The sequence below is a fragment of the Streptomyces sp. NPDC001450 genome, assembly GCF_053597295.1.
Genome location: NZ_JBSFHY010000004.1, coordinates 15105 through 36622 on the forward strand (window position 1 = coordinate 15105; position 21518 = coordinate 36622).

Here is a 21518-nt window from a genome sequence, read left to right on the forward strand (position 1 = left end):
CGTCAGCCGCGTGCCGTGAGCATCCAGGAGTGTTGAGCGACATGGCGTACTCATCCCGGTCATTGCAGCGCGGAGCCCTGCTCGCGGGCACGGCGGCCGTACTGGGCCTCCTGACCGCCTGCGGCAGCCACGACGTCCACTCCACGCCCCAGTCGGTGCCGGGCACCGCCGGTCCGGCGACCGAGGCCACGGACGGCTCGCCCTCCTCCGGCACGTCCGCCGCCGCCTCGACACCGGACGGCGGGACGTCGTCCTCCGTCCCGGGCAAGGCCACATCCTCCGGCACCGGCACCAGGACCGAGAGCAGCAGCACCCGGTGCCACACCTCCGAACTGCGCGCCGCCGTCGGCCGCAACAACCCGGGCGCCGGCCAGGAGAACTTCCCCATCGTGCTCACCAACAGGTCCGCCCGGACCTGCACCGTGCGCGGCTATCCGGGCGCGGCCTTCGTGAACGCCTCCGGCACCCAGCTCGGCCCGGACCCCAAGCGGTCCGGGGGTTCGCCGGTGACGGTGACACTCCGGCCCGGACAGAGCGCCTGGGCGGGCCTGACCTTCTCCAACCCGGAGATCAGCGGCGCCAAGACGGCCACGCCGGCCACGCTGGTGGTCACCCCGCCGGACGAGCGGGACCCGCTGAGGGTGGCGTGGACGGCCGGAGCGGTCCCGGTGTCCGGGAACTCCTCCTCCGTCTTCCTGACCGTCTTCAACTCCGGTACCGGCGCCTGACCGAAGTCCCCTGAGAACCCCGCTGCCCGCTCCCGGGCAGCGGGGTTCGTCATGTGCGCGCCACAAGTGTCACAGGACGGCAACACGTCCCAGCCGCCGCGATCTTTCCGCGGGGACCCCTCATCGAACCCGTCGACCGCACAGCGAGAAGGCTCCGCAGGGAGCCGCGACGAGGAAACCGGGGAAGAACATGAGCGGCATTTCACGCAGGCGTGTGCTGACGGCGGGGGCGGCCGCGGGCGCCCTCGGGGCCCTGTCCGCCTGCTCCACCGGCGGCGGGCTGTCCGTCGGCGGGAAGGACCCGGCGTACGGCAAGGGCACCAAGCAGGCCCGGCCGGCCAAGCTCATCGGTGACGGGTCCACCGCCGACACCGGCGCGCAGCCGCACCAGCCGAAGCCGGTCCGGCTGAAGCCGGGCCAGAAGCCCCCGCAGTTCGTGGTGTTCTCCTGGGACGGCGCCGGCGAGCTGAGCAACAAGCTCTTCTCCCGGTTCCGCAAGGTCGCGTCCGACCACGGGGCCAAGATGACCTTCTTCCTCAGCGGCATCTACACCCTGCCGGAGGCCAAGAAGGACCTGTACCGCCCGCCGCAGCACGCGGTCGGCGCGTCCGACATCGGTTACCTCGCCGACCGGCACATCCACGCCACCATTCAGCAGGTGCGGGCCGCCTGGCTGGAGGGCCACGAGATCGGCACCCACTTCAACGGACACTTCTGCGGCGCGACCGGGGTGCGCAACTGGTCGCCCGCCGAGTGGCGCAGCGAGATCGAGCAGGCGATCGACTTCGTCACGAAGTGGAAGACGAACACCGGCTTCTCCGACCTCGAACCGCTGCCCTTCGACTACCGCAAGGAGCTGATCGGCGGCCGCACCCCCTGCCTGGAGGGCCAGACCAACCTGCTGCCCACCGCGGCCGCGCTCGGCTGGAAGTACGACGCCAGCTCCCCGGGCGGGCTGCAGATCTGGCCGGGCAAGGTGCAGGGCGGCCGGATCTGGGACTTCCCGCTGCAGTCCATACCCTTCGCCGGCCACTCCTTCCAAGTGCTGTCGATGGACTACAACATGATGTTCAACCAGTCCGGCGGAAACCCCCTCGGCGATCGCACCCGGTTCGACGCCTGGCGCACACAGGCCAGAGACACCTACCTGGCCGGGTTCCGGCGCGCGTACGAGACCAACCGCGCCCCCTTCTTCATCGGCAACCACTTCGAACGCTGGAACGGCGGCATCTACATGGACGCCGTCGAGGAGGCGATCGGCCGGATGGCCGAGCACGACGAAGTCCGGTTCGTGTCCTTCAAGCAGCTCGTGGCCTGGCTGGAGGCGCAGGACCCGGCGGTGCTGCGCAAGCTGCGCACGCTGTCACCGGGCCAGGCCCCGGTGGGCGGCTGGGAGGAGTTCCTGGGCACGGCGGGCACCCGGTCCTCGTAGGCCGCGCGCCGGCGGGTGGGCGGCGGGCCGTCCGGTGCGGCTGCTGACGGCGGTGTTCGCGCTGGCGTCGGCGATCACGGCGGTGCTCAGCCTGGACGCCACGGTCGTGGTGTCGATGGCCGGGTCGGTGGTGGCACTGTGGGGGTCGCTGCAGATTCTCTGAGGGTTCCCCTCCTGCGAGGGTTCCGAGAGCCGGGGGAAGCCGGCCGGATGCGTGTGATCGCCCGGCTCGTCGAGGACACCTGGCCCGCCTGCGTGGACGCCGTACGCACCCACGCCCCGCCCGCCTTCGAGGTGGTGCTGCCGCATGTGACCGGTCCGGACGTGCCCGGGGTGGCGCACGGCGCGTACGCGGGGCGCGCCGAGCGGGAGATGGTGGCCGCGGCCGACGGGGCCGATCTGCTGGTGCCGGCCCGGGACGGCGACCGTTCCCGGCTCGGGCCGCACCGCCTGGGCCCGGCCGTACGGTTCGCCGTCGACCACGCGCCCTGCCCGGTGCCGCCGGTGTGGCCCGAACCGGCCCCGCACCTCGGGATGATCCCTCCCCCGCCGCCGCGCCATCACCACTGAGTCACGCCCCTGACCGGCCCGGCCGGGCGACGCTCAGCGGTGGCGGCCCCCCGTACCGCCGCCGTAGCCACCGCCGTTGTAGCCACCGCCACCGCCCCAGCCGCAGTAGTCCGGGTGGACCGAGCAGAAGTCGCGCGTAGGGGAACTCGACGGCGCGGGGGTGGACTTGGATGCGGTCGGGGCGGAGGTCGCGGCCGGGGTCTTCGAGGCCCTGGGGGTGGCCTTGACCGACGGCGACGGTGCGGGGGTGTTGTCGGTGTCCCAGTTGACGACTTCCATCTGCAGGTCCGGCTTGGCGGTGTCGACGGTCCAGCGCTGGGCCGAGTTCGCGGCGCGGTTCTTCAGGACGAGGGCGCCGGAGCCGTCGGTCGCGGCGGGGGTCAGCGCCAGATCCTGGTCCGAGCGGGGCACCAGTGCGCCCTGCGGCGTGAAGTCGTAGCGGATGTCCTTGGCCGCCTCACCGGTGACCGAACAGGGGGCGAGCCGGACCGAATAGCCGAGGTGGGAGTCCAGGCACAGGTCCGGGGCGGAGGTGTTGCGCAGCAGTCCGTCGGTCTCGTACGACCACTGCTGGCTCGCCTCCGTGGAGCAGGCGGTGAGTTCGGTCTCCGCTCCCTTGACGGCCTTCTTGCCGACGACGCCCACGCACAGACCCGAGGCGAGGTTGTGCAGCCGGCCGCGCAGCGCGCCCTTGGTGGTGCCGCTGGCACCGGCCCAGGACGGACCCGGTTTCGCTGAGTCCTTGCCCGGGGTCCGGGAGGGCGTGCCGCTGGGGGCCGGGGCCGGGTCGTCGCCCGAGCCGAGCACCGACCACACGACCAGCGGGAGGACGACCAGGCCGCTGACCGTGACGACGGCCACGGCGAGATTGCGGCGACGGGCACGGCGGGCCGCCCGGTGCGCGGAACGGCGGGAGCGGCCGGGCGTGGCGGCAGGGGCGGGGGTGGCGGGCGCGGGTGCCGCGGGGCTGAAGGACTCGCCGCCCAAGGGAACTTCGGGGGCCGGTACCGGGTCCGGGGCCGTGGTCCGCTCGGTGCGGGCCGCCCGGGACTCCGCGTAGGCGTGGGCGCCCCAGCCGAGGACCGCCTCGGCGAGTGCGAGACCGAGCCCCTCGTTGAACCGGACCAGTTGGTCGGCGGTCTGGCTGCAGTGCCGGCAGCCGGACAGGTGCTGCTGCAGATCGGGGTCGACGTCGACGCCGCCGCGGCGGAAGGTCACGTCGAGCATGCGCAGGTAGCGCCGGCACTCGGCCTCGGGGGCGAGTTCGCGGTGGGCCTGGAGGCATTCCTCGCGCAGCCGTTCGCGGGCGCGGCCCAGTTCGACCCGGGTCTCCTCCTCGTCCAGGCCGAGCAGAGCGGCGGGGACGGCGAGGGGTTCGGCCTCGACCTCGATGTGCCACAGCACCGCGCGGGCCGACTGGGGCAGCCGCTGGAACGCGCGGGACAGCAGTCGCCGGCCGGACGGCGGGAGCAGCCGGGCGGCCGCGCGCTCGCCGCTGCCGGTGCCCGGCCGCAGGGCGGGGTGGAGGAGTTCCTGGCGGCCGTCGCCGTCCCATTCGGCCGCGATCCGGCGGACGGTGACCAGCAGGTGCGGGCGCCAGGCGGCGGACGGGCCCGTCTGGCGGAGGGACTCGCCGAACAGCCGGGTGAAGGCGGCCGTGGTGAGCATGCCGGCGGCACGCGGTCCGTCGGTGCACAGCCGGGCGTAGGCGAAGGCCGCTTCCCAGTGCCGGTCCAGGAGTTCACCGACCGGGTGGAGCGCGGGCGTCGATCCCGTCCACTTCTTCAGTTCGGCACTCAGTTGCTCGTCCGAGGCATCGAAGCGGCGGGCGGTTGGGGCGGAATCCGACCGGCCTGCGTCATTCACGGCTGCGTTCCTCCGGGCCCGACACGGGAATTAGTCCATACCAATAGGCACGGAATGGGATTGGGCATCTCGGACGTCCGCCTGGGCAGCTCTTTTGAAGCGTGGGGGGGCGAACGGGAGCGGCCTGGGGCATGCAGTGGAAAATGTAATTGTCCGCACGCCGACAGCGCACACTTTTGCACAGCCCGACGCCATTGAACAAGAGATCTCCCACTTTTAAACATTGCGTCGACAAGCCGCTCTTTGACTGTTCGTCAATAAAAGCCTTTGCCATGCATTACGGCCGTCCACCCGCCCGATAGACACCGGGCGGCACTCCGTAACGCTCACGGAAGACGCGGCTGAAATGGAAGGGGCTCAGGAATCCGGACGCCGCCGCCACCCGCTCCACCGTCAGGCCGGTGGCCTCCAGCAGCCGGGCCGCGTGCCGCAGCCGGGCCTCGCGCAGGGCGCGCATGGGCGGCCTGCCGGTCCGCTGCGTGAACAGGTGGGCGAACCGGGACGGGGAGAGCGCCACGCTCTCGGCGAGCGAGGCGACGGTGTGCGGGGCGCCCGGGTCGGCGGCGATCAACTCCTCGGCGTGCCGCACGCGGGCGTCGTCGCCCGGCTCGGATGCCCGTGCCCGGGCGCCTGAGGCGGCGAGCAGCACGACCTCCTCCAGCGCGCACAGGGCCAGCTCCCGCGCCAGGCTCCCGTGGGCCACGGCCACCGGGTCCTCCGCCTCGGGCGGTGTGCCCGGCGCGGGCCGACGGGCGTCGGCGAGCATCCGGCCGAACGCGGCCTCGATGCGGCCGTGCGGGTCCTCGGGGACGGGTGCCACGACGTACAGGCCGTCGGCGACGGCGTACGGGCCGAGCCAGGGCGCCCAGGACGGGCGGGCCTGGCAGTGCACCCACCAGAACCGCCAGTGCGCGGCGCCCGGTGCCACGGCATAGCGGTGGGCCACCCCCGGAGCGAGCACCACCAGATGCCCCGCGACCGCCTCGGCACGGGCGCCGCCCTGCCGGATGGCGCCGCGCCCGCCCGTGGTGAAGGTGAACAGCCAGCTGTCCGACCCCCGCGGCCGGTTGACGCCGTACCCCGGCCCCTGGTCGTAGCGCCCGGTCACCACCAGACCCGGCGGCGGGGACGGGTCGCCGGCAGCAGTCCCGGGCAGTCCGTCAGCATGCATGGGCATCCTCCCCGAACGTGTGTCGGCCTAGCGTGGCAGGCAGGTGGCCATTGGACCGAGGAGCGGACACATGACAGCCACGGACATCGGCGGCATCCTGCCGGGCGCACTCCGGCAGCAGTTCGAGGAGACGGGATCCACCGTCGTACGCGGGCTGTTCGGGTACGACGAGATCGAGCGGCTGTGCGAGGGCTTCGCGGCGCTGCACGCGGCCGGTCCGGTCCGCGGGCACTTCGAGCCGCGGCCCGCGGACCCCGACCCGCTGCGCAGGCATCCCCGGGTGATGCATCCGCACGAGTTCAGCGCGCAGGCGCGGGACTTCCTGCTGGACGCCCGGCTTCGGGCGGTGCTGGAAGTGCTGTTCGGCGAGGAGGTGCTGGCCGCGCAGAGCATGTTCTACTTCAAGCCGCCGGGCGCCCGGGGTCAGGCGCTGCACCAGGACAACTTCTATCTGCGGGTCGAGCCGGGCACCTGTGTGGCCGCTTGGGTCGCCTGTGACGACATCGACCGGGACAACGGCGGCCTCGAAGTCGTCCCGGGCACGCACCGGATGGACCTGTTCTGTCCCGAAGTGGCGGACGAGGAGGTGTCGTTCGCCCGCGAGTACGTCCCGCCGCCGCCCGGTCTGACTGCGGTGCCCGTGGACATGGCACCGGGCGACGTGCTGTTCTTCAACGGCAGCCTGGTGCACGGCTCGGGACCCAACCGCAGCGCCGACCGCTTCCGGCGCTCCTTCGTCGGGCACTACGTGGGCCGTTCGGCCGAGCGCATCGGCGGCTACTACCGGACGCTGACCATGTCCGGTGTGCGCGTCCCGCTGCCGGAGAGCGAGGATGCCGGTCCGTGCGGCACGGAGTTCGCACCGCACGGTCCCCATTGAGGGTCGCCCGGACCCCTTTGAGTGTCAGTGGCCGCTGATCCCGCGCGGGGTGTAGGCCTCCTCCAGCTCCTTGATCTCCTTGTCGCTCAGCTCCAGTCCGACGGCGGCCACCGCGTCCTCGATGTGCTGCGGCTTGGCCGCGCCGACGATCGGTGCGGCCACCGTGTCCTGGTGCAGCAGCCAGGCGAGCGCGACCTGGGCGCGCGGGACACCGCGGTCGGCGGCGATACGGGTGACGGCCTCGACGATGGAGCGGTCGCTCTCCAGGTAGAGGCGGCTGCCGAAGTTGTCCTGGGCGCTGCGCTCGGTGACGGTGCCCCAGTCGCGGGTGAGCCGGCCGCGGGCGAGCGGGCTCCAGGGCAGCACGCCCACACCCTGGTCCGCGCAGAGCGGCAGCATCTCCCGCTCCTCCTCGCGGTAGAGCAGGTTGTAGTGGTTCTGCATGGACACGAACCTGGTCCAGCCGTGCCGCTCGGCCGTGTACTGGGCCTTGGAGAACTCCCAGGCGTACATCGAACTCGCCCCGATGTAGCGCACCTTGCCCGCCTTGACCACGTCGTGCAGCGCCTCCATCGTCTCCTCGATCGGAGTGGAGTGGTCGTAACGGTGGATCTGGTAGAGGTCGACGTAGTCGGTGCCGAGGCGGCGCAGGCTGTGGTCGAGCTCGGACATGATGACCTTGCGGGACAGCCCGGCCCCGTTGGGGCCCGGCCGCATCCGGCCGTGCACCTTGGTGGCCAGCACGATCTCGTCGCGGTCGGCGAACTCGCGCAGGGCCTTGCCGACGATCTCCTCGCTGGTGCCGTCGGAGTAGACGTTGGCGGTGTCGAAGAAGTTGACGCCCGCCTCCAGCGCCTGCCGGATCAGCGGCCGGGACGCCTCCTCGTCGAGGGTCCACTCGTGGACGCCGCGGTCGGGCAGGCCGTAGGTCATGCAGCCCAGACAGATCCGCGACACGTCCAGACCCGTCGAACCGAGCTTCACGTACTGCATCGTTGCTGCTCCTGCCTTCCGGGACGATGGTCACCCAGGAGCGTACGTCGTGGCCCGGCGCCGACTTGACTGCGACGTCGCGCGGACGATTGGATCCTGACACGTGATCAATGGAGCGCACGTGCCCACCAAGGGTGTCTCCCGTGTCTCAGGTCCTGGGACGACCGTCGGCACCGCGCTGCTCGCCCTGGCCGTCGCGGTGTCGGCACTGACCGGTTGCGCATCGGGCAGCACGTCCGGGAAGCCGTCCGAGAAGCCCGCCGCCGTACGCCTGCCGCCGCGCCACGCCGGTTTCGACTACCAGATCGGCGGCGCCTATCCCCCGCCCGCCGGTGTCCGGATCGTCAGCCGCGACCGCTCCGACTCCCCCGCGCCGGGCCTGTACAACGTCTGCTACGTCAACGCCTTCCAGGCCCAGCCGGAGGAGCGCTCCTCCTGGCCCGCCGACCTGCTGCTGCGCGACGCCCACGGCAGGGTCGTCATCGACGAGGACTGGAACGAGCCGCTGCTCGACCTGCGCACCCCGGCCAAGCGTGAGCGCGTGGCGGAGCGGGTCGACCGGTGGATCGACGGCTGCGCGAAGAAGGGCTACGACGCCGTCGAGCCCGACAACTACGACAGCTACACCCGCTCCCGTCACCTGCTCACGGCCGCCGACGCGACCGCGTTCATGCGCCTGATCTCCCGGCACGCGCACGCCCGGCACCTGGCCGTCGGGCAGAAGAACACCGCCGAACTGGCCGGGCAACGACGGCAGGCCGGGCTGGACTTCGCGGTCGCGGAGGAGTGCGGGCAGTACGACGAGTGCGAGGTGTACGCCAAGGCGTTCGACGACCGCGTCGTGGACATCGAGTACACCGACAGCGGCCTGCGCAAGGCCCTCGCCCGCTGGGGCGACCGGCTGAGCATCGTCCGCCGGGACGTGGACGTCTCCACACCGGGCAAGCCGGAATACGTCCGAAAGGTGCGGTGACTCACCGGAACGGCCCTGCCGTCCCTCAGGACCGCTCCAGCAGGTCGAGCGCGCTCTCCCAGGGGAACTCGGGCCGCCCGCCGCCCTCCTCGGGCATGCCGGAGTACGGCTCGCCGAAGCGGACGCCCATCCCGCGCAGCCGGATCAGGCTGTCCTGGTAGGCCGGGTGGGCGGCCAGCGCGTCCGCCACGCAGGGCAGGACGGCGATCGGCACGCCCAGCCCGGCGGCCTCGCACAGGGTGCCGACGGCGAGGGTGTCGGCCAGTCCGGCCGCCCACTTGTTGACGGTGTTGAAGGTGGCGGGGGCCACCACCACGGCGTCCGGCGGCGGGAACGGGCGCGGGTCGGCCGGGGAGCGCCACGCGGACCGTATCGGCCGGCCCGTCTGCGCCTCGACGGCGGCGGTGTCGAAGAAGCCGCCCATGGCGACCGGTGTGGCGATGACCCCGACCTCCCAGCTCCGTTCCTGGGCGGCAGTGATCAGCTTGCTGACGCCGGCGGCGATCCCGGCCGCGCAGACGACGACGTAGAGGAAGGGCTTCCGGTCCTGTGGGGTCATCCGGGCACCCTACTGAAGCGGGAAGGTCCGCCCTCGCTCGGCCTCGGGCCGTGGTCCGTGGATGCGGCGCTGGTCCTCCCCGATGCGGACGTCGTTGATGCTCGCCTCCCGCCGGGTCATCAGACCGTGCTCGTCGAACTCCCAGAGTTCGTTGCCGTAGGAACGCCACCACTGCCCGTCGGCGTCCCGGCACTCGTACTGGAAGCGGACGGCGATGCGGTTGCCGTCGAAAGCCCACAAGTCCTTGCGCAGCGCGTAGTCCCGCTCGCGCCGCCACTTGGCGGTGAGGAACTCGACGATCTCGGCGCGGCCGGTGACGAAGGTGTCGCGGTTGCGCCAGACGGAGTCCTCCGAGTAGGCGAGCGCCACCTTGTGCGGGTCACGGGTGTTCCAGGCGTCCTCGGCGGCCTGGACCTTCTGCGCGGCGGTCTCGTGGGTGAAGGGAGGCAGGGGCGGTCGGTCGGCCATGGTGGCTCCTCGGCTCGTACGGCTTCTAACAGCATCGGAGAACGATCGTTCTCCACTCTGACTGCTACCGTAGGAGAACGTTCGTTCTCTCGTCAAGGAGTGGGTCGCAGATGGACAGCGCGGTCGCCCGGGACCAGGCGCTCGACGCCGCGGAGAAGCTGTTCTACGCCCGGGGCATACAGTCCGTGGGCATGGACGAGCTGCGCGGCGCCTCGGGCGTGTCGCTCAAGCGCCTCTACCAGCTCTTCCCCGCCAAGGACCAACTCGTCGAGGCGTATCTGGCCCGGCGGGACGAGCGCTGGCGCGGACGGCTCGCCGAGCACGTGGCACGGCAGCCGGACCCGCGGGAGCGGATCCCGGCCGTCTTCGACTGGCTGGAGGGGTGGTTCGGCGAGGACGGCTTCCGCGGCTGCGCCTGGATCAACGCGTACGGCGAACTGGGCGCCACGTCGGCCCGGGTGGCGGAGCAGGTGCGCGCGCACAAGGAGGCGTTCCGGGGCTACCTCGCCTCGCTCGTGACCGACGCGGGACTGCCCGCCGCACTCACCGGCCCCCTGTTCCTGCTGGCCGAGGGCGCCATGGTCACGGCGGGCGTCACCGGGAGCACCCGGCCGGCGGCCGAGGCCCGCGAGGCGGCACGGGTGCTGATGGCAGCCGCCGGCCAAACCCCAGCCGGCCGCGTGACCAACTCGTCCGGTCAGCACAGCTAGGGCCTTGTCCGGCGGATCAGGCCGGCTCCCGGGAGACGGTGCCTCACCGGCAGAGGTGGGCAGTCGTCTCAGCCGGCCGGCTCCGTCACCTTGATCGCGCTCACCGGGCAGGCGCGGGCAGCCTCGCGGACCATCGGGTCGCCCGCGCCGTCCTCACGGCCGGGGATCAGCATGCTGTAGCCGTCGTCGTCCTGGGCGAACACGCCCGGCGCGGTCAGCGCACACTGGCCCGCGCCGATGCAGACGTCCTTGTCGATCTCGATGTGCATGGGCTGAGCCTCTTACCAGGTCACGGGGAGCTCCAGCATCCCCTGGATCGTGTCGCCGGGTTTGAAGGGGATCTCCTCGGCGGGCGCGGCCAGCCGGAGGCCGGGCAGCCGCCGGAGCAGGGCGCCGAGGGCGATCTCCAGCTCCGCACGGGCCAGGTTCTGGCCCAGGCACTGGTGGATGCCGAAACCGAAGGCCACGTGGTGGCGGGCGGGGCGGTGGAAGTCCAGAGCGTCGGGGTCGTCGTACAGGGACGCGTCGCGGTTGATGATCGAGGTCGCGAAGAGCACGCCCTCGCCGGCCCGGATCGTGATGCCGGCGACGTCGATGTCCTCCAGGGCCACCCGCAGCATGCCCTCCGCGATGGACAGCATCCGCATCAGTTCCTCGACGGCCGCGGGCAGCAGCGCCGGGTCGGCGCGCAGCTCGGCCAGCCGGTCGGGGTGCTGGAGCAGCGTGTAGGTGCCGAGGGAGATCATGTTGGCGGTCGTCTCGTGCCCGGCGACCAGCAGGATGACGGCCAGCGCGAGCAGTTCGGCCCGGTCCGGCGCGCCCTCGCTCGGCTGCTGGTGGACGAGGTCGTCCAGGACCCCGTCACCGGGCTCGGCCTGCTGAGCCTTGCGGTCGATCAGGTCGCCGAGGTAGGCCTCCAGCCGCTCGCGCGCCTCCTGGGTGTCGGCGGCCGACGGACCGCGCAGCAGCCTGCGGGACTGCTCCTCGAAGAACTCGTGGTCGGCGTACGGCACCCCGAGCAGACCGCAGATCACCATGGACGGCACGGGCAGGGCGAAGGCGGAGACCAGTTCGGCGGGCGGGCCCTTCTCGATCATCGCGTCCAGGAGCCCGTCCACGATCCGCTGGATGGTGGGCCGCAGCTCGGTCGCGCGTTTGAGGGTGAACGACGGGATCATCATCCGCCGCTGCCGCTGGTGCACGGGGTCGTCGACGCCGAGCAGCGCGACCCGGCGGTCACGGACGGCCGCGAAGCGGGCCGTGGGCATGGGGAAGTCGGGGCGGCTCCGGTCGGTGGACAGGCGACTGTCGGCGAGCAGCGCGCGGGCGGTGGCATGGCCGGTGACCAGCCAGACCTCGCGGCCGTCGAAGAGGGTGGCGTGGGACAGGGCTCGCCCGTCGCGCAGCGGCTGGTATCCGGCGGGCGGGTGGTAGGGGCAGGTGCGGTCCTGGGGGAAGGCGAGGGGTTCGGCCGGGTTCGCCGGGCCGGTGATGTCCGTCAGTTCCGTCATGGAAAGACCTCGCAGACGAAAGAAGTGCGTCGTGCCGATCTTCATTAGATGCCCCAGGCACCTATGGGACGACGACAAGTTCGGCCAGATCGGTGATCGGTGCGATCTGGCCGAAGAGTGTGGTCACCGGGGGGGGAACGCGCCGAAAATCGCTTGCCGCCGCGGAGCCGGCGGCCCGAGGATCTGCCCATGTTGCTTATGGACACCATTCTGCCGCCGACCGCCGTCACCGTCCTTCCGGTGCGGGGCCAGCAGCAGCCCGGCCGTCGTCGGAGGCCCGAGCCCGCGCGCCCGTGACGGCCGCGCTCCTCGCCGGCCTGCTGGCCGGCTACGGCATCGCGATTCCCGTCGGCGCGGTCGGGACCTACCTGGTCTCCCTCACCGCCCGCACCTCGCTGCGCACCGGCGCCTGCGCCGCCCTCGGTATCGCCACGGCCGACGGCCTGTACGCGCTGCTCGCCGCGGCGGGCGGCTCGGCCCTGGCGGCGGCACTGCGACCAGTCCTGCCCCCGCTGCGCTGGGCCTCGGCCCTGGTCCTCGTCGCCCTCGCGGTCTGGGGAGCGGCCATGGCCCTGCGCCAGTACCGCGCCCACAGGCCGGCCACTCGCCCCGAGCGGCCGGTTCCCGGCGCCGGACGCGCGTATCTCGGCCTGCTCGGGATCACCCTCCTCAACCCCGTCACGGTGATCTACTTCGTCGCGCTGGTGCTCGGCACCAGTGCCGCGGACGCCGTACGACCACTGGAGCGGGCCGTGTTCGTCGTGGCGGCCTTCGCCGCCTCCGCGAGCTGGCAGCTGCTGCTGGCCGGCGGCGGCGCCCTGCTCGGCCGACTCCTCACCGGCCGCCGGGGACGGTTGACGACGGCGCTGGTCTCCAGCGGGGTGATCCTGGTGCTGGCGGTGCGGATGACCGTGACAGCCGGGTGACCCGGCGGGCGGTCAGGGCGCCCGAGTGCCCTCGGGACCGGGTGCGAAGGCGCGGGCGACGGCGAGGCTGTCCTCGTAGACGTGGTGGCGCACTACCAGGCCGTCCCGGACGGTGAGGTGCAGGGCGAACCGGGCGGTGTAGGAGCGGCCGGTCGGCTCGGCCGTCTGCCGGATGGCTCCGAGGACGACCGCGTCGTCTCCGTCGACCAGGACGCGCTCGATCCGGGTGTCCGCCTTCTCCGGGATGTGGTGGGCGGCCAGCTCTCGGTAGTGGGCGACGGCGTCGGCGCGGGTGGTGCGGTGCCGGATCCACGGGGTGTCGGCGCGGCCGTGCTCGTCCTGCGGCCAGCTCAGCTTCCAGTCGCCGTGCTCCGCGTACAGCTCGCCGATCCGATCGGGGTCGCCCTGACCGATCCGGCGGAGCAGTTCCTCCACGACGGAGCGGGTCGGGGTGGTGCAGGCGGGAAGCATGAGCGCCTTGCCCCTTTCTCGTCTTCTCGTCTTCTCGTCTCTCGGCCGTCCGCAGCGGGCGCGTGGTGATCGCCCGGGATCACTGTGCCCGAGGCGTCCGGAGCGGCGCGATGACCCGCGGGGTAATCACCCGCCTGGGCGAAGTGACGTGCGGTACGGATGATTCGGGCGGCCGCGGGTGTTGTACCTGGCCGCACGCCAGTCGTTGGACCGACCAAGGAGACGGTTGCCATGCCGCTTGAGGGCGAGTACGAACCCAGCCCGACGCAGTGGGTGCGCGAGCAGGTCGAGCTGTACGAGAGTTCGGGCGGGACGAGGGGGACGACTCTGCTGGACACCGGGATGCCGGTCATCATCCTGACCACCCGGGGCGGCAAGAGCGGGAAGATCCGCAAGACGCCGCTGATGCGGGTGGAGCACGAGGGACGGTACGCCGCGGTCGCCTCCCTCGGCGGTGCCCCCAAGCACCCCGTCTGGTACTTCAACGTGAAGTCCGATCCCCATGTGGAACTGCAGGACGGTCCGGCCAAGCGGGACATGAGGGCCCGTGAGATCACCGGCGCGGAGAAGGCCGAGTGGTGGGAGCGGGCCGTGGCCGCGTACCCGCCGTACGCCGACTACCAGAAGAAGACCTCGCGGGAGATCCCCGTGTTCGTCCTGGAGCAGCTCGACGGGAGCTGATTCAGGCCGGGAAACGGCTCGTTCTAGAAAAATCTGTGCCCGGGAAGCATGAACCGGCTTCCGGGCGGGCAGTCGTGCGTCAGGGCCCCGCCGCGTTCCCCCGTCGCGGCGGGGCCCTTCTGTGCCTGCCCGCCGGCCGGTCGGTGCCCTCGGCGACGCACACCACGCCCAGCACGACCAGGGCCGCCCCATAGCCGTACCCCTGCCCGGGCGGATCACACCGTGCCGACGGACGAAAACGGGGAACGCGTCTGAGGAGGACGAGCCGGCGCGGCGAGGAGGAGACATGCGTGGCGACGGCAACAGGTCGTACGGCCACAGAACGTTCACCCGGTCCAAGAGCCACTTCACGGACCGGATCACCGCCGACGGCCGGGACGGATGGCCGGTGGAAGCGGGACGGTACCGCCTGGTGGTCTCCCGTGCCTGCCCATGGGCGAGCCGGGCGGTGATCTCGCGCCGGCTGCTGGGTCTGGAGGACGCGCTGTCGATGGCTGTCGCCGACCCGATCCAGGACGACCGCAGCTGGCGGTTCACCCTGGACCCCGGCGGCCGCGACCCGGTGCTCGGCATCCGGTTGCTCAGCGAGGCCTACGACAGGCGAGAGACGGACGCTCCTGGCGGGGTGAGCGTTCCCGCCGTCGTGGACGTGCCCAGCGGGCAGCTGGTCACCAACGACTACCAGCGCATCACCCTGGACCTGGCCACCGAGTGGACGGCCCTGCACCGCGCGGGCGCGCCGGACCTGTACCCGGTCGGCCGGCGCGAGGAGATCGACGAGGTGATGGCGGCGGTGTACGAGGACGTGAACAACGGCGTCTACCGCGCCGGGTTCGCCACACGCCAGGTGGCGTACGAGGAGGCGTGCGCGGCGCTGTTCCGGCGGCTGGAACTGCTCGCCGCGCGGCTGGCCGGGCAGCGCTATCTGGTCGGCGACACCGTCACGGAGGCGGACATCCGGCTGTTCACCACACTGGTCCGGTTCGACGCCGTCTACCACGGCCACTTCAAGTGCAACCGCTGGAAGCTGGCGGAGAACCCGGTGCTGTGGGCGTACGCCCGGGACCTCTTCCAGACGCCGGGGTTCGGCGACACCGTCGACTTCGACCACATCAAGCGGCACTACTACCAGGTCCACACCGGCATCAACCCCACCGGCATCGTGCCGCTCGGCCCGGATCTCGCCGGCTGGCTGACCCCGCACCACCGTGAGCAGCTCGGCGGCCGGCCGTTCGGGGACGGGACGCCGCCAGGTCCGGTGCCCCGGGGTGAACGGGTGGCGCCGCGAGGACGCCCCGCATGAGGGCCGCGGCGCGAGGAAGGAGTCACACATGACGAAGCACAAGAAGAAGAAGCTCCCGCTCGTCTACCAACCGCTCGGCTTCGTGCTCAGCTGGGCGGGCGGGGCGCTTGCGGGGCTGGCCTTCCGCAGGGCGTGGATGGCGATCCGGCACGAGGAGGACGCCCCCGACGCGCTGGACGAGGACCGCGGCTGGGGCGAGATCCTGCTCGCGGCGGCGGTCCAGGGCGCCATCTTCGCGGTGGTGCGCAGCGCCGTCGACCGCACCGGCGCCAAGGCCATCGAACGGACGACGGGTGTGTGGCCGGTCGCTGAGAAGGGCGGCCGGGACTGAGCCGGGGCCGGGCGGCGCGCTCAGCCCCGTCGGCGGGACGAGACGCCCGGTGAAGGCGTGGCGGGCGGGGTCGGCGTAGCCGCGATTCTCGTGCGGCCCCGCCGGGTCCCTCGACCAGTGTCATGTCTTCTTCCAGGGGATGTCCTCTCCCCTGGAACATCCCGGGACGCCGGTTTCAGTCGGCCACCAGCCACTCTCCGTCGCGCATCAGCTCCCGCCCCTCCAGCTCGTTCGCCTCGCGCCAGGCCTGGACGCGCTGCGGGAGGACGTTGAAGTACAGGTAGCGGGTGGTGAGTTGCCGCGGGTCGAAGCCGGTCTTGCCGGCGAAGATCTCGGCGTCCTCCTCGGGCAGGTCCTCGGGGGTCACGGCCCGGACGACGCCCTCGATGATGACGACGTCCCGGGTCGGTCCGATGCCGATGCGGGCCTTGCCGGTGGCCAGGAGGTTGCGGCCGGTGGGGCTCGCGGCCGGGGTCGCGATCAGCAGGGTGGCGCCGTCCCAGACGAACGACAGGGGGACGAGGTAGGGCGCACCGCCGTCCTCGCCCGCGGTGGCGACCCAGGCGTCCTCGTCGTGCTCCAGCCGGTGGAGGGTGTCCTTCTTGCGCTGTTCGGCAGTGCGGGCGGGCGGCGGGGTCATGTCGTACGGCCTCCTCGGGACGGGCTTGTACTCGTATGACGTGTGAACGGCGTCCAGTGTGACCGTCAGCCTTCCGTCTGTGCACGGATGTGATCAAGGCGTGTCTGGGCCGCCGTCAGCAGCAGCTCGAGTGCGGCCGGGTACGAGCTGGTCCGCATGGAGGCCACGAGGTGGCGGGCGGTGGCCGCGATGTTCGGGTGGGTGGCGGCGGGCAGCCGGGCGTAGGTGTCCCGCCACACCTCGGCCTCGGCCTGCTGGGCGGCCCGGGGCAGGGCTGTGACGGCGGAGTCCAGGGCACCGAAGGCGAGGGCCTGGTCGACGAAGGCGTGGTAGATCCGTACCGCCTCCGGATCCGGGAAGCCGGCCCGGCGCAGCACGCCGATCATGCTCTCGACGGCCTGGATCTCGTGCACGCGGCCGGTGACGCGGTGGGCGCTGAGCATCGCGGCCCGGGGGTGGGCGAGGGCACCCGCGTGCATGCGCAGGCCGAGGTCGCGCAGGTCGGCGCGCCAGTCGCCGGTGGGCCGCCAGACCCGCAGGGTACGGCCGATCAGCTCGTCGGCGATGGCGAGCATCAGGTCGTCGGTGTGCCGGAAGTACCGGTACAGGGAGCTGGGGTCGGCGCCCAGGGCGCGGCCGAGGCGGCGGACGGAGAGGGCGTCGGCGCCGTGCTCCTCGATCAGCCGCAGCGCGGTCTCGACGATCAGCTCCGCGGAAAGCACGACGCCCTGTTTGGTGGGGCGCCTGCGCTGCCGGTCGGCGGCCGGGACGACACGGTCGGTCATGAGAGCCCTCCCTGGTGTGTGCCCGGCACCTTATGACAACACCGTTGACCTGTGAAGTGCGCGGGCGGTTTCATCTGCGGTCACCGGGGCCGACCAGGCCCCCCGGTGCGAGCGGAGAGCCGGCGATGAGCGAGACCCCCTTCGGTGTGGATCCACCCGCGCAGCCCGAGCTGCGCAAGTCCCTGAGCGTGCTGGACGGCGTCGCCGTCGCCGCGTCCAGTACCGCCGCGACCACGAGCATCGGCATCGGCCTCGGTGTGACGGCCGGCGTGGTCGGCCTGCATCTGCCGGCCATCATGCTGCTGGCCTTCCTGCCGATCCTCGGCATCGCCGGTTCCTACTCCCGGCTGAACCGGGTGGAGCCCAACGCGGGCAACGGCTATGTGTGGGTGGGCCGTTCGCTCAGCCCCTGGCTCGGTTTCATGGTGGGCTGGGTGAACTTCGTGGCGAGCGTGGCGTTCCTCGCGTACACCACGGCGGTCACCGGTTCCGCGATGCTGCAACTGGCCGGGGACACGGGCCTGCACCGGATCGGCTCGCTCGCCCTGGATCCGGACTCGACCGCGCAGACCACGGCCGTGGGCATCCTCGTCCTCGTCGCGGTGACCCTCACCGCCGTGACCGGCGTCCGCACCGCGGCCCGGCTGCAGACCTGGCTGCTGGTCTTCGAGTACGCCGTCCTGCTGGGCTTCTGCGGATACGGCATCGTGGCCGGCTCGCACCCCTTCCGCCTCTCCTGGTTCGACCCGTTCGCGATCCCCTCGGCGAGCGCGCTGGCGCAGGGGATGCTGCTGTCGGTGTTCTGCTACTGGGGCTTCGATGCCGCGTTCACCGTCAACGAGGAGGTGCGTGACCCTCGGGACGCCTCCAAGGCCGGGACGATCACCCTGGTGACCATGCTCGGGCTCTTCCTGCTCGGCTCGATCGCGTTCCAACGGGTACTGTCCGAGGGCGAGTTGGCCGGGCACGGGGCACAGGGGCTGGCGTACTTCGGCGACCGGCTGGCCTCTCAGCCGCTGGCCGCACTGCCCCTGGTGGCGCTGATGTTCTCGGCGGTTGCCTCGCTGCAGGCCGGGGTCATCCCGACGGCCCGCGGCATGTTCGCGATGAGCCGGGACCGTACCCTCGGACCGGTGTGGTCCAAGGTCAGCCCCCGGTACGGGACGCCGGCGGCCGGAACCCTGCTGATCGGGGCCCTGGCCACGGCTGTGGCGGCGCTCGCGCTGGTGATCCCTCGCCTCTCCGACATGATCAATGCGACGGTGAACGCCGTCGGGATCGTCGTCGCCCTGTCCTACGCGCTCACCGCGCTCGCCGCGGCCGCGCGCTTCCGGTCCCTGCTGCGCGAGGACTGGCGGCAGGGCGTGCGGGCGGTTGTGCTGCCGACACTGAGCGCCCTCGCCCTGCTGGGTCTCGGCGGCTACCTCGGCTGGTCCTTCTACAGCTCCGCCGACCACTTCGAGGTCAGCGCGGGCAACGGCTGGTTCCTGCTGCTCATGCCGCTGGTGATGATCGCGTCCGGGTTCGTCGTGGCCGCATGGGCGAAGTGGGCGCGCCGATCACCGTACTTCCGCACCGGCGTCGGCGCCGACGCCGACTCCCAGCATCTTCTGACCACCGCCAACTGACCTGCCAGGAAAGGCATCATGCACGCTGATCTGCTCTTCACCGGCGGCCCCGTCCTCACTCCGGACGCCCGGAGCGCGACCGCCGTGGCGGTCATCGGGGGCCGCATCACCGCCGTCGGGCGCGACGAGGTGCGCGAACTCGCCGGGCCGCGCACGGAGGTGGTCGACCTGGCCGGGCGGCTGCTGCTGCCGGGCTTCCAGGACGCGCACGTCCATCCGGTGCCGGCCGGCCTCGAGCTGACCCAGTGCGACCTGAGCGGGAGAACGACCGCCGAGGACACCGTGGCCGCCGTGCGCGCGTACGCCGAGACCTACCCCGAGCGGGAGTGGATCCTCGGCGGCGGCTGGTCGATGGAGGCGTTCGAGGGCGGTACGCCGACGAAGGAGCTGCTGGACGCGGTCGTCCCGGACCGGCCGGTGTACCTGCCCAACCGGGACCACCACGGCGCCTGGGTGAACAGCCGCGCGCTGGAGCTGGCCGGCGTCGACAGGAACACGCCCGACCCGGCCGACGGACGGATCGAGCGCGACGCCTCGGGCGAGCCGAGCGGCACGCTGCAGGAGGGGGCGATGCAGCTGGTCGGCCGGCTGACCCCGCCCGCCACCGCGGCGGACCGGCTGGCCGCGCTGCTGCACGCCCAGCGGCATCTGCACGCGCTCGGCATCACCGCCTGGCAGGACGCGCTGGTCGGGGACTTCCTCGGCATGGACGACCCGGCCGAGGCGTATCTGTCGGCGGCCCGGGACGGCTCGCTCACGGCGCGGGTGACCGGCGCCCTGTGGTGGGACCGGGAGCGCGGGGCCGAGCAGATCCCCGAACTCGCCGAGAAGCGGGCCGCGTCGAGCCACGGCCGGTTCCGAGCCGGCACCGTGAAGCTGATGCTGGACGGGGTCGCCGAGAACCACACGGCCGCGCTGCTCGACCCCTACCTCGACCGGTGTGGCTGCGCCACCGCCAACCGCGGCAAGAGCTTCATCGATCCGGCTCAACTGCCCAAGTACGTGACCGAGTTGGACGCGCTCGGCTTCCAGTGCCACTTCCACGCGCTGGGCGACCGGGCCGTACGGGACGCGCTGGACGCCGTCGAGGCGGCGCGGACGGCCAACGGGCCGAGCGACACCCGGCCGCACCTGGCGCACCTGCAGGTGGTGCACCCGGACGACGTGCCGCGCTTCGCCCGACTCGGCGCCACCGCCAACATCCAGCCGCTGTGGGCCGCGCACGAGCCGCAGATGGACGAGCTGACGATCCCGTTCCTCGGGCCCGAACGGGCCGCGTGGCAGTACCCGTTCGGGGCACTGCTGCGCTCCGGGGCACGGCTGGCGGCGGGCAGCGACTGGCCGGTGAGCAGTCCCGATCCGCTCCAGGGCATCCATGTCGCGGTCAACCGCGTGGAACCGGGCGGCACCGGCCCGGTGTTCCTGCCGGACGAGCGGCTGAGCCTGGCGGACGCGCTCACGGCGTACACGGCCGGGTCGGCATACGTGAACCACCTGGACGACACCGGCCGGGTGGCCGTCGGGGCGCTCGCCGACCTGGTGGTGCTGGACCGGGATCCCTTCGCCGGGCCGCCGGAGGCGATCGCGGAGACCAGCGTGGCGCTCACCTACGTGGGAGGCGAGCGGGTGTACGCGGCCGGGGCGTGAGGTGCTTCGTTTGTCACCGGTACGCAGGGACCGCACACGCGACTGTCCCTGAGTGATGAGCCCGCGGGCGTTACCCGCGGGTGTCGTCACCGGGGCGCCGAGAGAGCCGCAGCGGTGGGCGGGGACACGGGCGGCAAGTTCAAGGCGTTGCCCCCAGGTCTGCCGGCCCGCCTCGGACCGTATGCCCCCGGGACCACCGAGGAGGTCCGGGAGCTGCGCAGGGGTGCCGCAGCCGGGACCGCACCCCCCCGGGTGAATTCTTGGACAGGTGTCCGGGTATCCTGGACACCTGTCCAAGTAGATGAGGGGGCCGCTGGTCGTGGAGATCGTGGCGAACGTGCTGGTCGGCCTGGTGGCCGCGCTGCACGCGTACATCCTGGTGCTGGAGATGTTCCTGTGGCAGAAGAAGCCGGGGCGGGGGCTGCACGGGTTCGATCCGGAGATGGCCCGGGCGACCGCGCCGATGGCCGCCAACCAGGGCCTCTACAACGGCTTTCTGGCCGCGGGCCTGGTGTGGGGGCTGATCGCGGCCGACCCGACCGGGTTCCGGGTACAGGTCTTCTTCCTGTCGTGTGTCGTGGTGGCAGGCGTGTTCGGCGCCGTCACGGCCAACCGCCGCATCCTGTTCGCCCAGGCGCTGCCCGGCGCGCTGGCTCTGGCGGCCGTGCTCGCCGCACGATGACCCGGGCGCCCCAGGAGGACCCGCGGGCCGCGCGCACCCGCGCCCGGCTGCGTGCGGCCCTGCTCGCGGAGTGCGCCGAGCGCCCGCTGGAGGAGGTCGGCGTGGCAGCGCTGGTGCGCCGGGCCGGCGTGGGCCGGGCCACGTTCTACGTCCACTACGACGGGCTGGAGGCGCTGGCGGTCGACGCGTGCGCGGACGTCGTGCGGCAGGCGGTGGACGCGCTGCACGCCTGGCGGGGACGGCCCGACCCGGTCAACTCACCATCCGCGCTGCGGGAGTTCTTCACGAGCCTCACCCCGCACGCGGCCCTGTACCGGTCGCTGCTCGCGCCGGGCGGGGGCGGGCCGCTCGGCCGGGTGCTGCACCGGGATCTGCGGGCCCGCAGCCTCGCCGAGCGCGAGCTGGCGGGCGCGGCGGACGCCCCGCTGGTCGCCTCGGCGGTGGCGGCGACCTTCGCGGGGGTCCTCGCGGACTGGCTGCACGGGTTGCTGGAGGCCGGCCCGGAGGAAGTCGCGGACCAGGTCTGGCAGTTGCTGGTCGCGCTGCACCGCAGCCGGTGACGG

24 protein-coding genes and 1 pseudogene are annotated in these 21518 nt (G+C 72.4%); 15 read left to right on the top strand and 10 right to left on the bottom strand.

The genetic code is table 11. The features are described 5' to 3' along the window. Positions 1–41 precede the first annotated feature (41 nt). From ACWC5O_RS04970 to ACWC5O_RS04985, 4 genes and pseudogenes are all read left to right on the top strand, one after another. Positions 42–728: a DUF4232 domain-containing protein gene (locus tag ACWC5O_RS04970; protein WP_450582317.1), complete on the top strand. Its 687-nt coding sequence runs from the start codon at positions 42–44 to the stop codon at positions 726–728. A 190-nt stretch (positions 729–918) separates the two neighbouring features. After that, positions 919–2160, top strand: coding sequence for a hypothetical protein (locus ACWC5O_RS04975; RefSeq protein WP_450582318.1), 1242 nt, complete (start codon positions 919–921; stop codon positions 2158–2160). 16 nt (positions 2161–2176) lie between these two features. Continuing rightward, positions 2177–2272 (top strand): annotated as a pseudogene (locus ACWC5O_RS04980) (SLC13 family permease); the annotation flags it as partial. A 98-nt stretch (positions 2273–2370) separates the two neighbouring features. Next, a complete protein-coding gene (locus tag ACWC5O_RS04985; RefSeq protein ID WP_450582320.1) occupies positions 2371–2730 on the top strand; it encodes a universal stress protein in 360 nt (119 codons plus the stop codon). A 33-nt stretch (positions 2731–2763) separates the two neighbouring features. Here the strand turns inward: ACWC5O_RS04985 and ACWC5O_RS04990 are convergent, their stop codons facing one another. Then, the gene (locus tag ACWC5O_RS04990; RefSeq protein ID WP_450582322.1) at positions 2764–4596 is read right to left on the bottom strand and encodes a ricin-type beta-trefoil lectin domain protein; all 1833 of its coding nucleotides are present in this window, start codon (positions 4594–4596) and stop codon (positions 2764–2766) included. 277 nt (positions 4597–4873) lie between these two features. Then, a complete protein-coding gene (locus tag ACWC5O_RS04995) occupies positions 4874–5767 on the bottom strand; it encodes a helix-turn-helix domain-containing protein (RefSeq protein WP_450582323.1) in 894 nt (297 codons plus the stop codon). A 70-nt stretch (positions 5768–5837) separates the two neighbouring features. Between ACWC5O_RS04995 and ACWC5O_RS05000 the strand changes: the two genes are divergently transcribed. Next, positions 5838–6647, top strand: coding sequence for a phytanoyl-CoA dioxygenase family protein (locus tag ACWC5O_RS05000; RefSeq protein ID WP_450582324.1), 810 nt, complete (start codon positions 5838–5840; stop codon positions 6645–6647). Positions 6648–6671: 24 nt separating this feature from the next. Here ACWC5O_RS05000 and ACWC5O_RS05005 read toward each other — a convergent pair whose 3' ends face one another. Then, entirely contained in the window at positions 6672–7640 is a 969-nt protein-coding gene (locus tag ACWC5O_RS05005) for an aldo/keto reductase (protein ID WP_450582326.1), read from the bottom strand. 121 nt (positions 7641–7761) lie between these two features. Between ACWC5O_RS05005 and ACWC5O_RS05010 the strand changes: the two genes are divergently transcribed. Further along, positions 7762–8613 carry an endo alpha-1,4 polygalactosaminidase gene (locus tag ACWC5O_RS05010; RefSeq protein WP_450582328.1) on the top strand — a complete coding sequence of 284 codons (852 nt, stop codon included), beginning with the start codon at positions 7762–7764 and terminating at the stop codon, positions 8611–8613. A gap of 25 nt (positions 8614–8638) precedes the next feature. Here the strand turns inward: ACWC5O_RS05010 and ACWC5O_RS05015 are convergent, their stop codons facing one another. Together ACWC5O_RS05015 and ACWC5O_RS05020 are read right to left on the bottom strand one after the other, a co-directional pair. Beyond that, positions 8639–9172: a flavoprotein gene (locus tag ACWC5O_RS05015; protein WP_450582330.1), complete on the bottom strand. Its 534-nt coding sequence runs from the start codon at positions 9170–9172 to the stop codon at positions 8639–8641. Between the two features lie 9 nt (positions 9173–9181). After that, positions 9182–9640, bottom strand: coding sequence for a nuclear transport factor 2 family protein (locus ACWC5O_RS05020; RefSeq protein WP_450582332.1), 459 nt, complete (start codon positions 9638–9640; stop codon positions 9182–9184). Between the two features lie 110 nt (positions 9641–9750). Here ACWC5O_RS05020 and ACWC5O_RS05025 point away from each other — a divergent pair, with 110 nt between their 5' ends. Beyond that, positions 9751–10350 (top strand): TetR/AcrR family transcriptional regulator, encoded by a 600-nt coding sequence (locus ACWC5O_RS05025; protein ID WP_450582333.1) that lies wholly within the window; start codon positions 9751–9753, stop codon positions 10348–10350. Positions 10351–10418: 68 nt separating this feature from the next. On the opposite strand, the gene ACWC5O_RS05030 is transcribed toward ACWC5O_RS05025, so the two are convergent. Beyond that, complete coding sequence (locus tag ACWC5O_RS05030) at positions 10419–10619, bottom strand: ferredoxin (RefSeq protein WP_450582335.1); 201 nt, start codon at positions 10617–10619, stop codon at positions 10419–10421. Between the two features lie 12 nt (positions 10620–10631). Further along, complete coding sequence (locus tag ACWC5O_RS05035) at positions 10632–11861, bottom strand: cytochrome P450 (RefSeq protein ID WP_450582336.1); 1230 nt, start codon at positions 11859–11861, stop codon at positions 10632–10634. Positions 11862–12154: 293 nt separating this feature from the next. Between ACWC5O_RS05035 and ACWC5O_RS05040 the strand changes: the two genes are divergently transcribed. Continuing rightward, positions 12155–12787, top strand: a complete 633-nt coding sequence (locus ACWC5O_RS05040) for a LysE family transporter (protein WP_450582337.1) — start codon at positions 12155–12157, stop codon at positions 12785–12787. Positions 12788–12799: 12 nt separating this feature from the next. Here the strand turns inward: ACWC5O_RS05040 and ACWC5O_RS05045 are convergent, their stop codons facing one another. Then, positions 12800–13258 (bottom strand): nuclear transport factor 2 family protein, encoded by a 459-nt coding sequence (locus ACWC5O_RS05045; RefSeq protein WP_450582339.1) that lies wholly within the window; start codon positions 13256–13258, stop codon positions 12800–12802. Positions 13259–13489: 231 nt separating this feature from the next. Here ACWC5O_RS05045 and ACWC5O_RS05050 point away from each other — a divergent pair, with 231 nt between their 5' ends. The 3 genes from ACWC5O_RS05050 to ACWC5O_RS05060 all read left to right on the top strand — a co-directional run bounded on the left by ACWC5O_RS05050 (position 13490) and on the right by ACWC5O_RS05060 (position 15573). Next, a complete protein-coding gene (locus tag ACWC5O_RS05050) occupies positions 13490–13939 on the top strand; it encodes a nitroreductase family deazaflavin-dependent oxidoreductase (RefSeq protein ID WP_450582340.1) in 450 nt (149 codons plus the stop codon). A gap of 286 nt (positions 13940–14225) precedes the next feature. Further along, positions 14226–15242, top strand: a complete 1017-nt coding sequence (locus tag ACWC5O_RS05055) for a glutathione S-transferase family protein (protein WP_450582342.1) — start codon at positions 14226–14228, stop codon at positions 15240–15242. 28 nt (positions 15243–15270) lie between these two features. Further along, positions 15271–15573 carry a DUF4235 domain-containing protein gene (locus ACWC5O_RS05060; RefSeq protein ID WP_450582344.1) on the top strand — a complete coding sequence of 101 codons (303 nt, stop codon included), beginning with the start codon at positions 15271–15273 and terminating at the stop codon, positions 15571–15573. A 175-nt stretch (positions 15574–15748) separates the two neighbouring features. Here the strand turns inward: ACWC5O_RS05060 and ACWC5O_RS05065 are convergent, their stop codons facing one another. Both ACWC5O_RS05065 and ACWC5O_RS05070 read right to left on the bottom strand, forming a co-directional pair. Beyond that, on the bottom strand, positions 15749–16213 hold the full coding sequence (locus tag ACWC5O_RS05065) for a pyridoxamine 5'-phosphate oxidase family protein (protein WP_450582345.1): 465 nt from the start codon (positions 16211–16213) through the stop codon (positions 15749–15751). Between the two features lie 65 nt (positions 16214–16278). Next, entirely contained in the window at positions 16279–16998 is a 720-nt protein-coding gene (locus tag ACWC5O_RS05070; RefSeq protein WP_450582347.1) for a TetR/AcrR family transcriptional regulator, read from the bottom strand. Positions 16999–17123: 125 nt separating this feature from the next. Here ACWC5O_RS05070 and ACWC5O_RS05075 point away from each other — a divergent pair, with 125 nt between their 5' ends. From ACWC5O_RS05075 to ACWC5O_RS05090, 4 genes are all read left to right on the top strand, one after another. Continuing rightward, positions 17124–18626 (top strand): APC family permease, encoded by a 1503-nt coding sequence (locus ACWC5O_RS05075; RefSeq protein WP_450582349.1) that lies wholly within the window; start codon positions 17124–17126, stop codon positions 18624–18626. An 18-nt stretch (positions 18627–18644) separates the two neighbouring features. Then, positions 18645–20273 carry an amidohydrolase gene (locus tag ACWC5O_RS05080; RefSeq protein WP_450582351.1) on the top strand — a complete coding sequence of 543 codons (1629 nt, stop codon included), beginning with the start codon at positions 18645–18647 and terminating at the stop codon, positions 20271–20273. A gap of 319 nt (positions 20274–20592) precedes the next feature. After that, positions 20593–20955: a DUF1304 domain-containing protein gene (locus tag ACWC5O_RS05085; RefSeq protein WP_094218939.1), complete on the top strand. Its 363-nt coding sequence runs from the start codon at positions 20593–20595 to the stop codon at positions 20953–20955. Next, on the top strand, positions 20952–21515 hold the full coding sequence (locus ACWC5O_RS05090; protein WP_450582353.1) for a TetR/AcrR family transcriptional regulator: 564 nt from the start codon (positions 20952–20954) through the stop codon (positions 21513–21515). Before ACWC5O_RS05085 ends, ACWC5O_RS05090 begins: the two co-directional genes overlap by 4 nt. Positions 21516–21518: the final 3 nt, after the last annotated feature.

What these genes read in the sequence shown, in the direction of transcription:
- ACWC5O_RS04970 (WP_450582317.1), top strand. Translation starts at nt 42, where the DNA reads ATGGCGTACTCATCCCGGTCATTGCAGCGCGGAGCCCTGCTCGCGGGC.
- ACWC5O_RS04975 (WP_450582318.1), top strand. Translation starts at nt 919, where the DNA reads ATGAGCGGCATTTCACGCAGGCGTGTGCTGACGGCGGGGGCGGCCGCG.
- ACWC5O_RS04985 (WP_450582320.1), top strand. Translation starts at nt 2,371, where the DNA reads ATGCGTGTGATCGCCCGGCTCGTCGAGGACACCTGGCCCGCCTGCGTG.
- ACWC5O_RS04995 (WP_450582323.1), bottom strand. Translation starts at nt 5,767, where the DNA reads ATGCATGCTGACGGACTGCCCGGGACTGCTGCCGGCGACCCGTCCCCG.
- ACWC5O_RS05000 (WP_450582324.1), top strand. Translation starts at nt 5,838, where the DNA reads ATGACAGCCACGGACATCGGCGGCATCCTGCCGGGCGCACTCCGGCAG.
- ACWC5O_RS05005 (WP_450582326.1), bottom strand. Translation starts at nt 7,640, where the DNA reads ATGCAGTACGTGAAGCTCGGTTCGACGGGTCTGGACGTGTCGCGGATC.
- ACWC5O_RS05015 (WP_450582330.1), bottom strand. Translation starts at nt 9,172, where the DNA reads ATGACCCCACAGGACCGGAAGCCCTTCCTCTACGTCGTCGTCTGCGCG.
- ACWC5O_RS05020 (WP_450582332.1), bottom strand. Translation starts at nt 9,640, where the DNA reads ATGGCCGACCGACCGCCCCTGCCTCCCTTCACCCACGAGACCGCCGCG.
- ACWC5O_RS05025 (WP_450582333.1), top strand. Translation starts at nt 9,751, where the DNA reads ATGGACAGCGCGGTCGCCCGGGACCAGGCGCTCGACGCCGCGGAGAAG.
- ACWC5O_RS05030 (WP_450582335.1), bottom strand. Translation starts at nt 10,619, where the DNA reads ATGCACATCGAGATCGACAAGGACGTCTGCATCGGCGCGGGCCAGTGT.
- ACWC5O_RS05035 (WP_450582336.1), bottom strand. Translation starts at nt 11,861, where the DNA reads ATGACGGAACTGACGGACATCACCGGCCCGGCGAACCCGGCCGAACCC.
- ACWC5O_RS05045 (WP_450582339.1), bottom strand. Translation starts at nt 13,258, where the DNA reads ATGCTTCCCGCCTGCACCACCCCGACCCGCTCCGTCGTGGAGGAACTG.
- ACWC5O_RS05050 (WP_450582340.1), top strand. Translation starts at nt 13,490, where the DNA reads ATGCCGCTTGAGGGCGAGTACGAACCCAGCCCGACGCAGTGGGTGCGC.
- ACWC5O_RS05055 (WP_450582342.1), top strand. Translation starts at nt 14,226, where the DNA reads ATGCGTGGCGACGGCAACAGGTCGTACGGCCACAGAACGTTCACCCGG.
- ACWC5O_RS05060 (WP_450582344.1), top strand. Translation starts at nt 15,271, where the DNA reads ATGACGAAGCACAAGAAGAAGAAGCTCCCGCTCGTCTACCAACCGCTC.
- ACWC5O_RS05065 (WP_450582345.1), bottom strand. Translation starts at nt 16,213, where the DNA reads ATGACCCCGCCGCCCGCCCGCACTGCCGAACAGCGCAAGAAGGACACC.
- ACWC5O_RS05070 (WP_450582347.1), bottom strand. Translation starts at nt 16,998, where the DNA reads ATGACCGACCGTGTCGTCCCGGCCGCCGACCGGCAGCGCAGGCGCCCC.
- ACWC5O_RS05075 (WP_450582349.1), top strand. Translation starts at nt 17,124, where the DNA reads ATGAGCGAGACCCCCTTCGGTGTGGATCCACCCGCGCAGCCCGAGCTG.
- ACWC5O_RS05080 (WP_450582351.1), top strand. Translation starts at nt 18,645, where the DNA reads ATGCACGCTGATCTGCTCTTCACCGGCGGCCCCGTCCTCACTCCGGAC.
- ACWC5O_RS05090 (WP_450582353.1), top strand. Translation starts at nt 20,952, where the DNA reads ATGACCCGGGCGCCCCAGGAGGACCCGCGGGCCGCGCGCACCCGCGCC.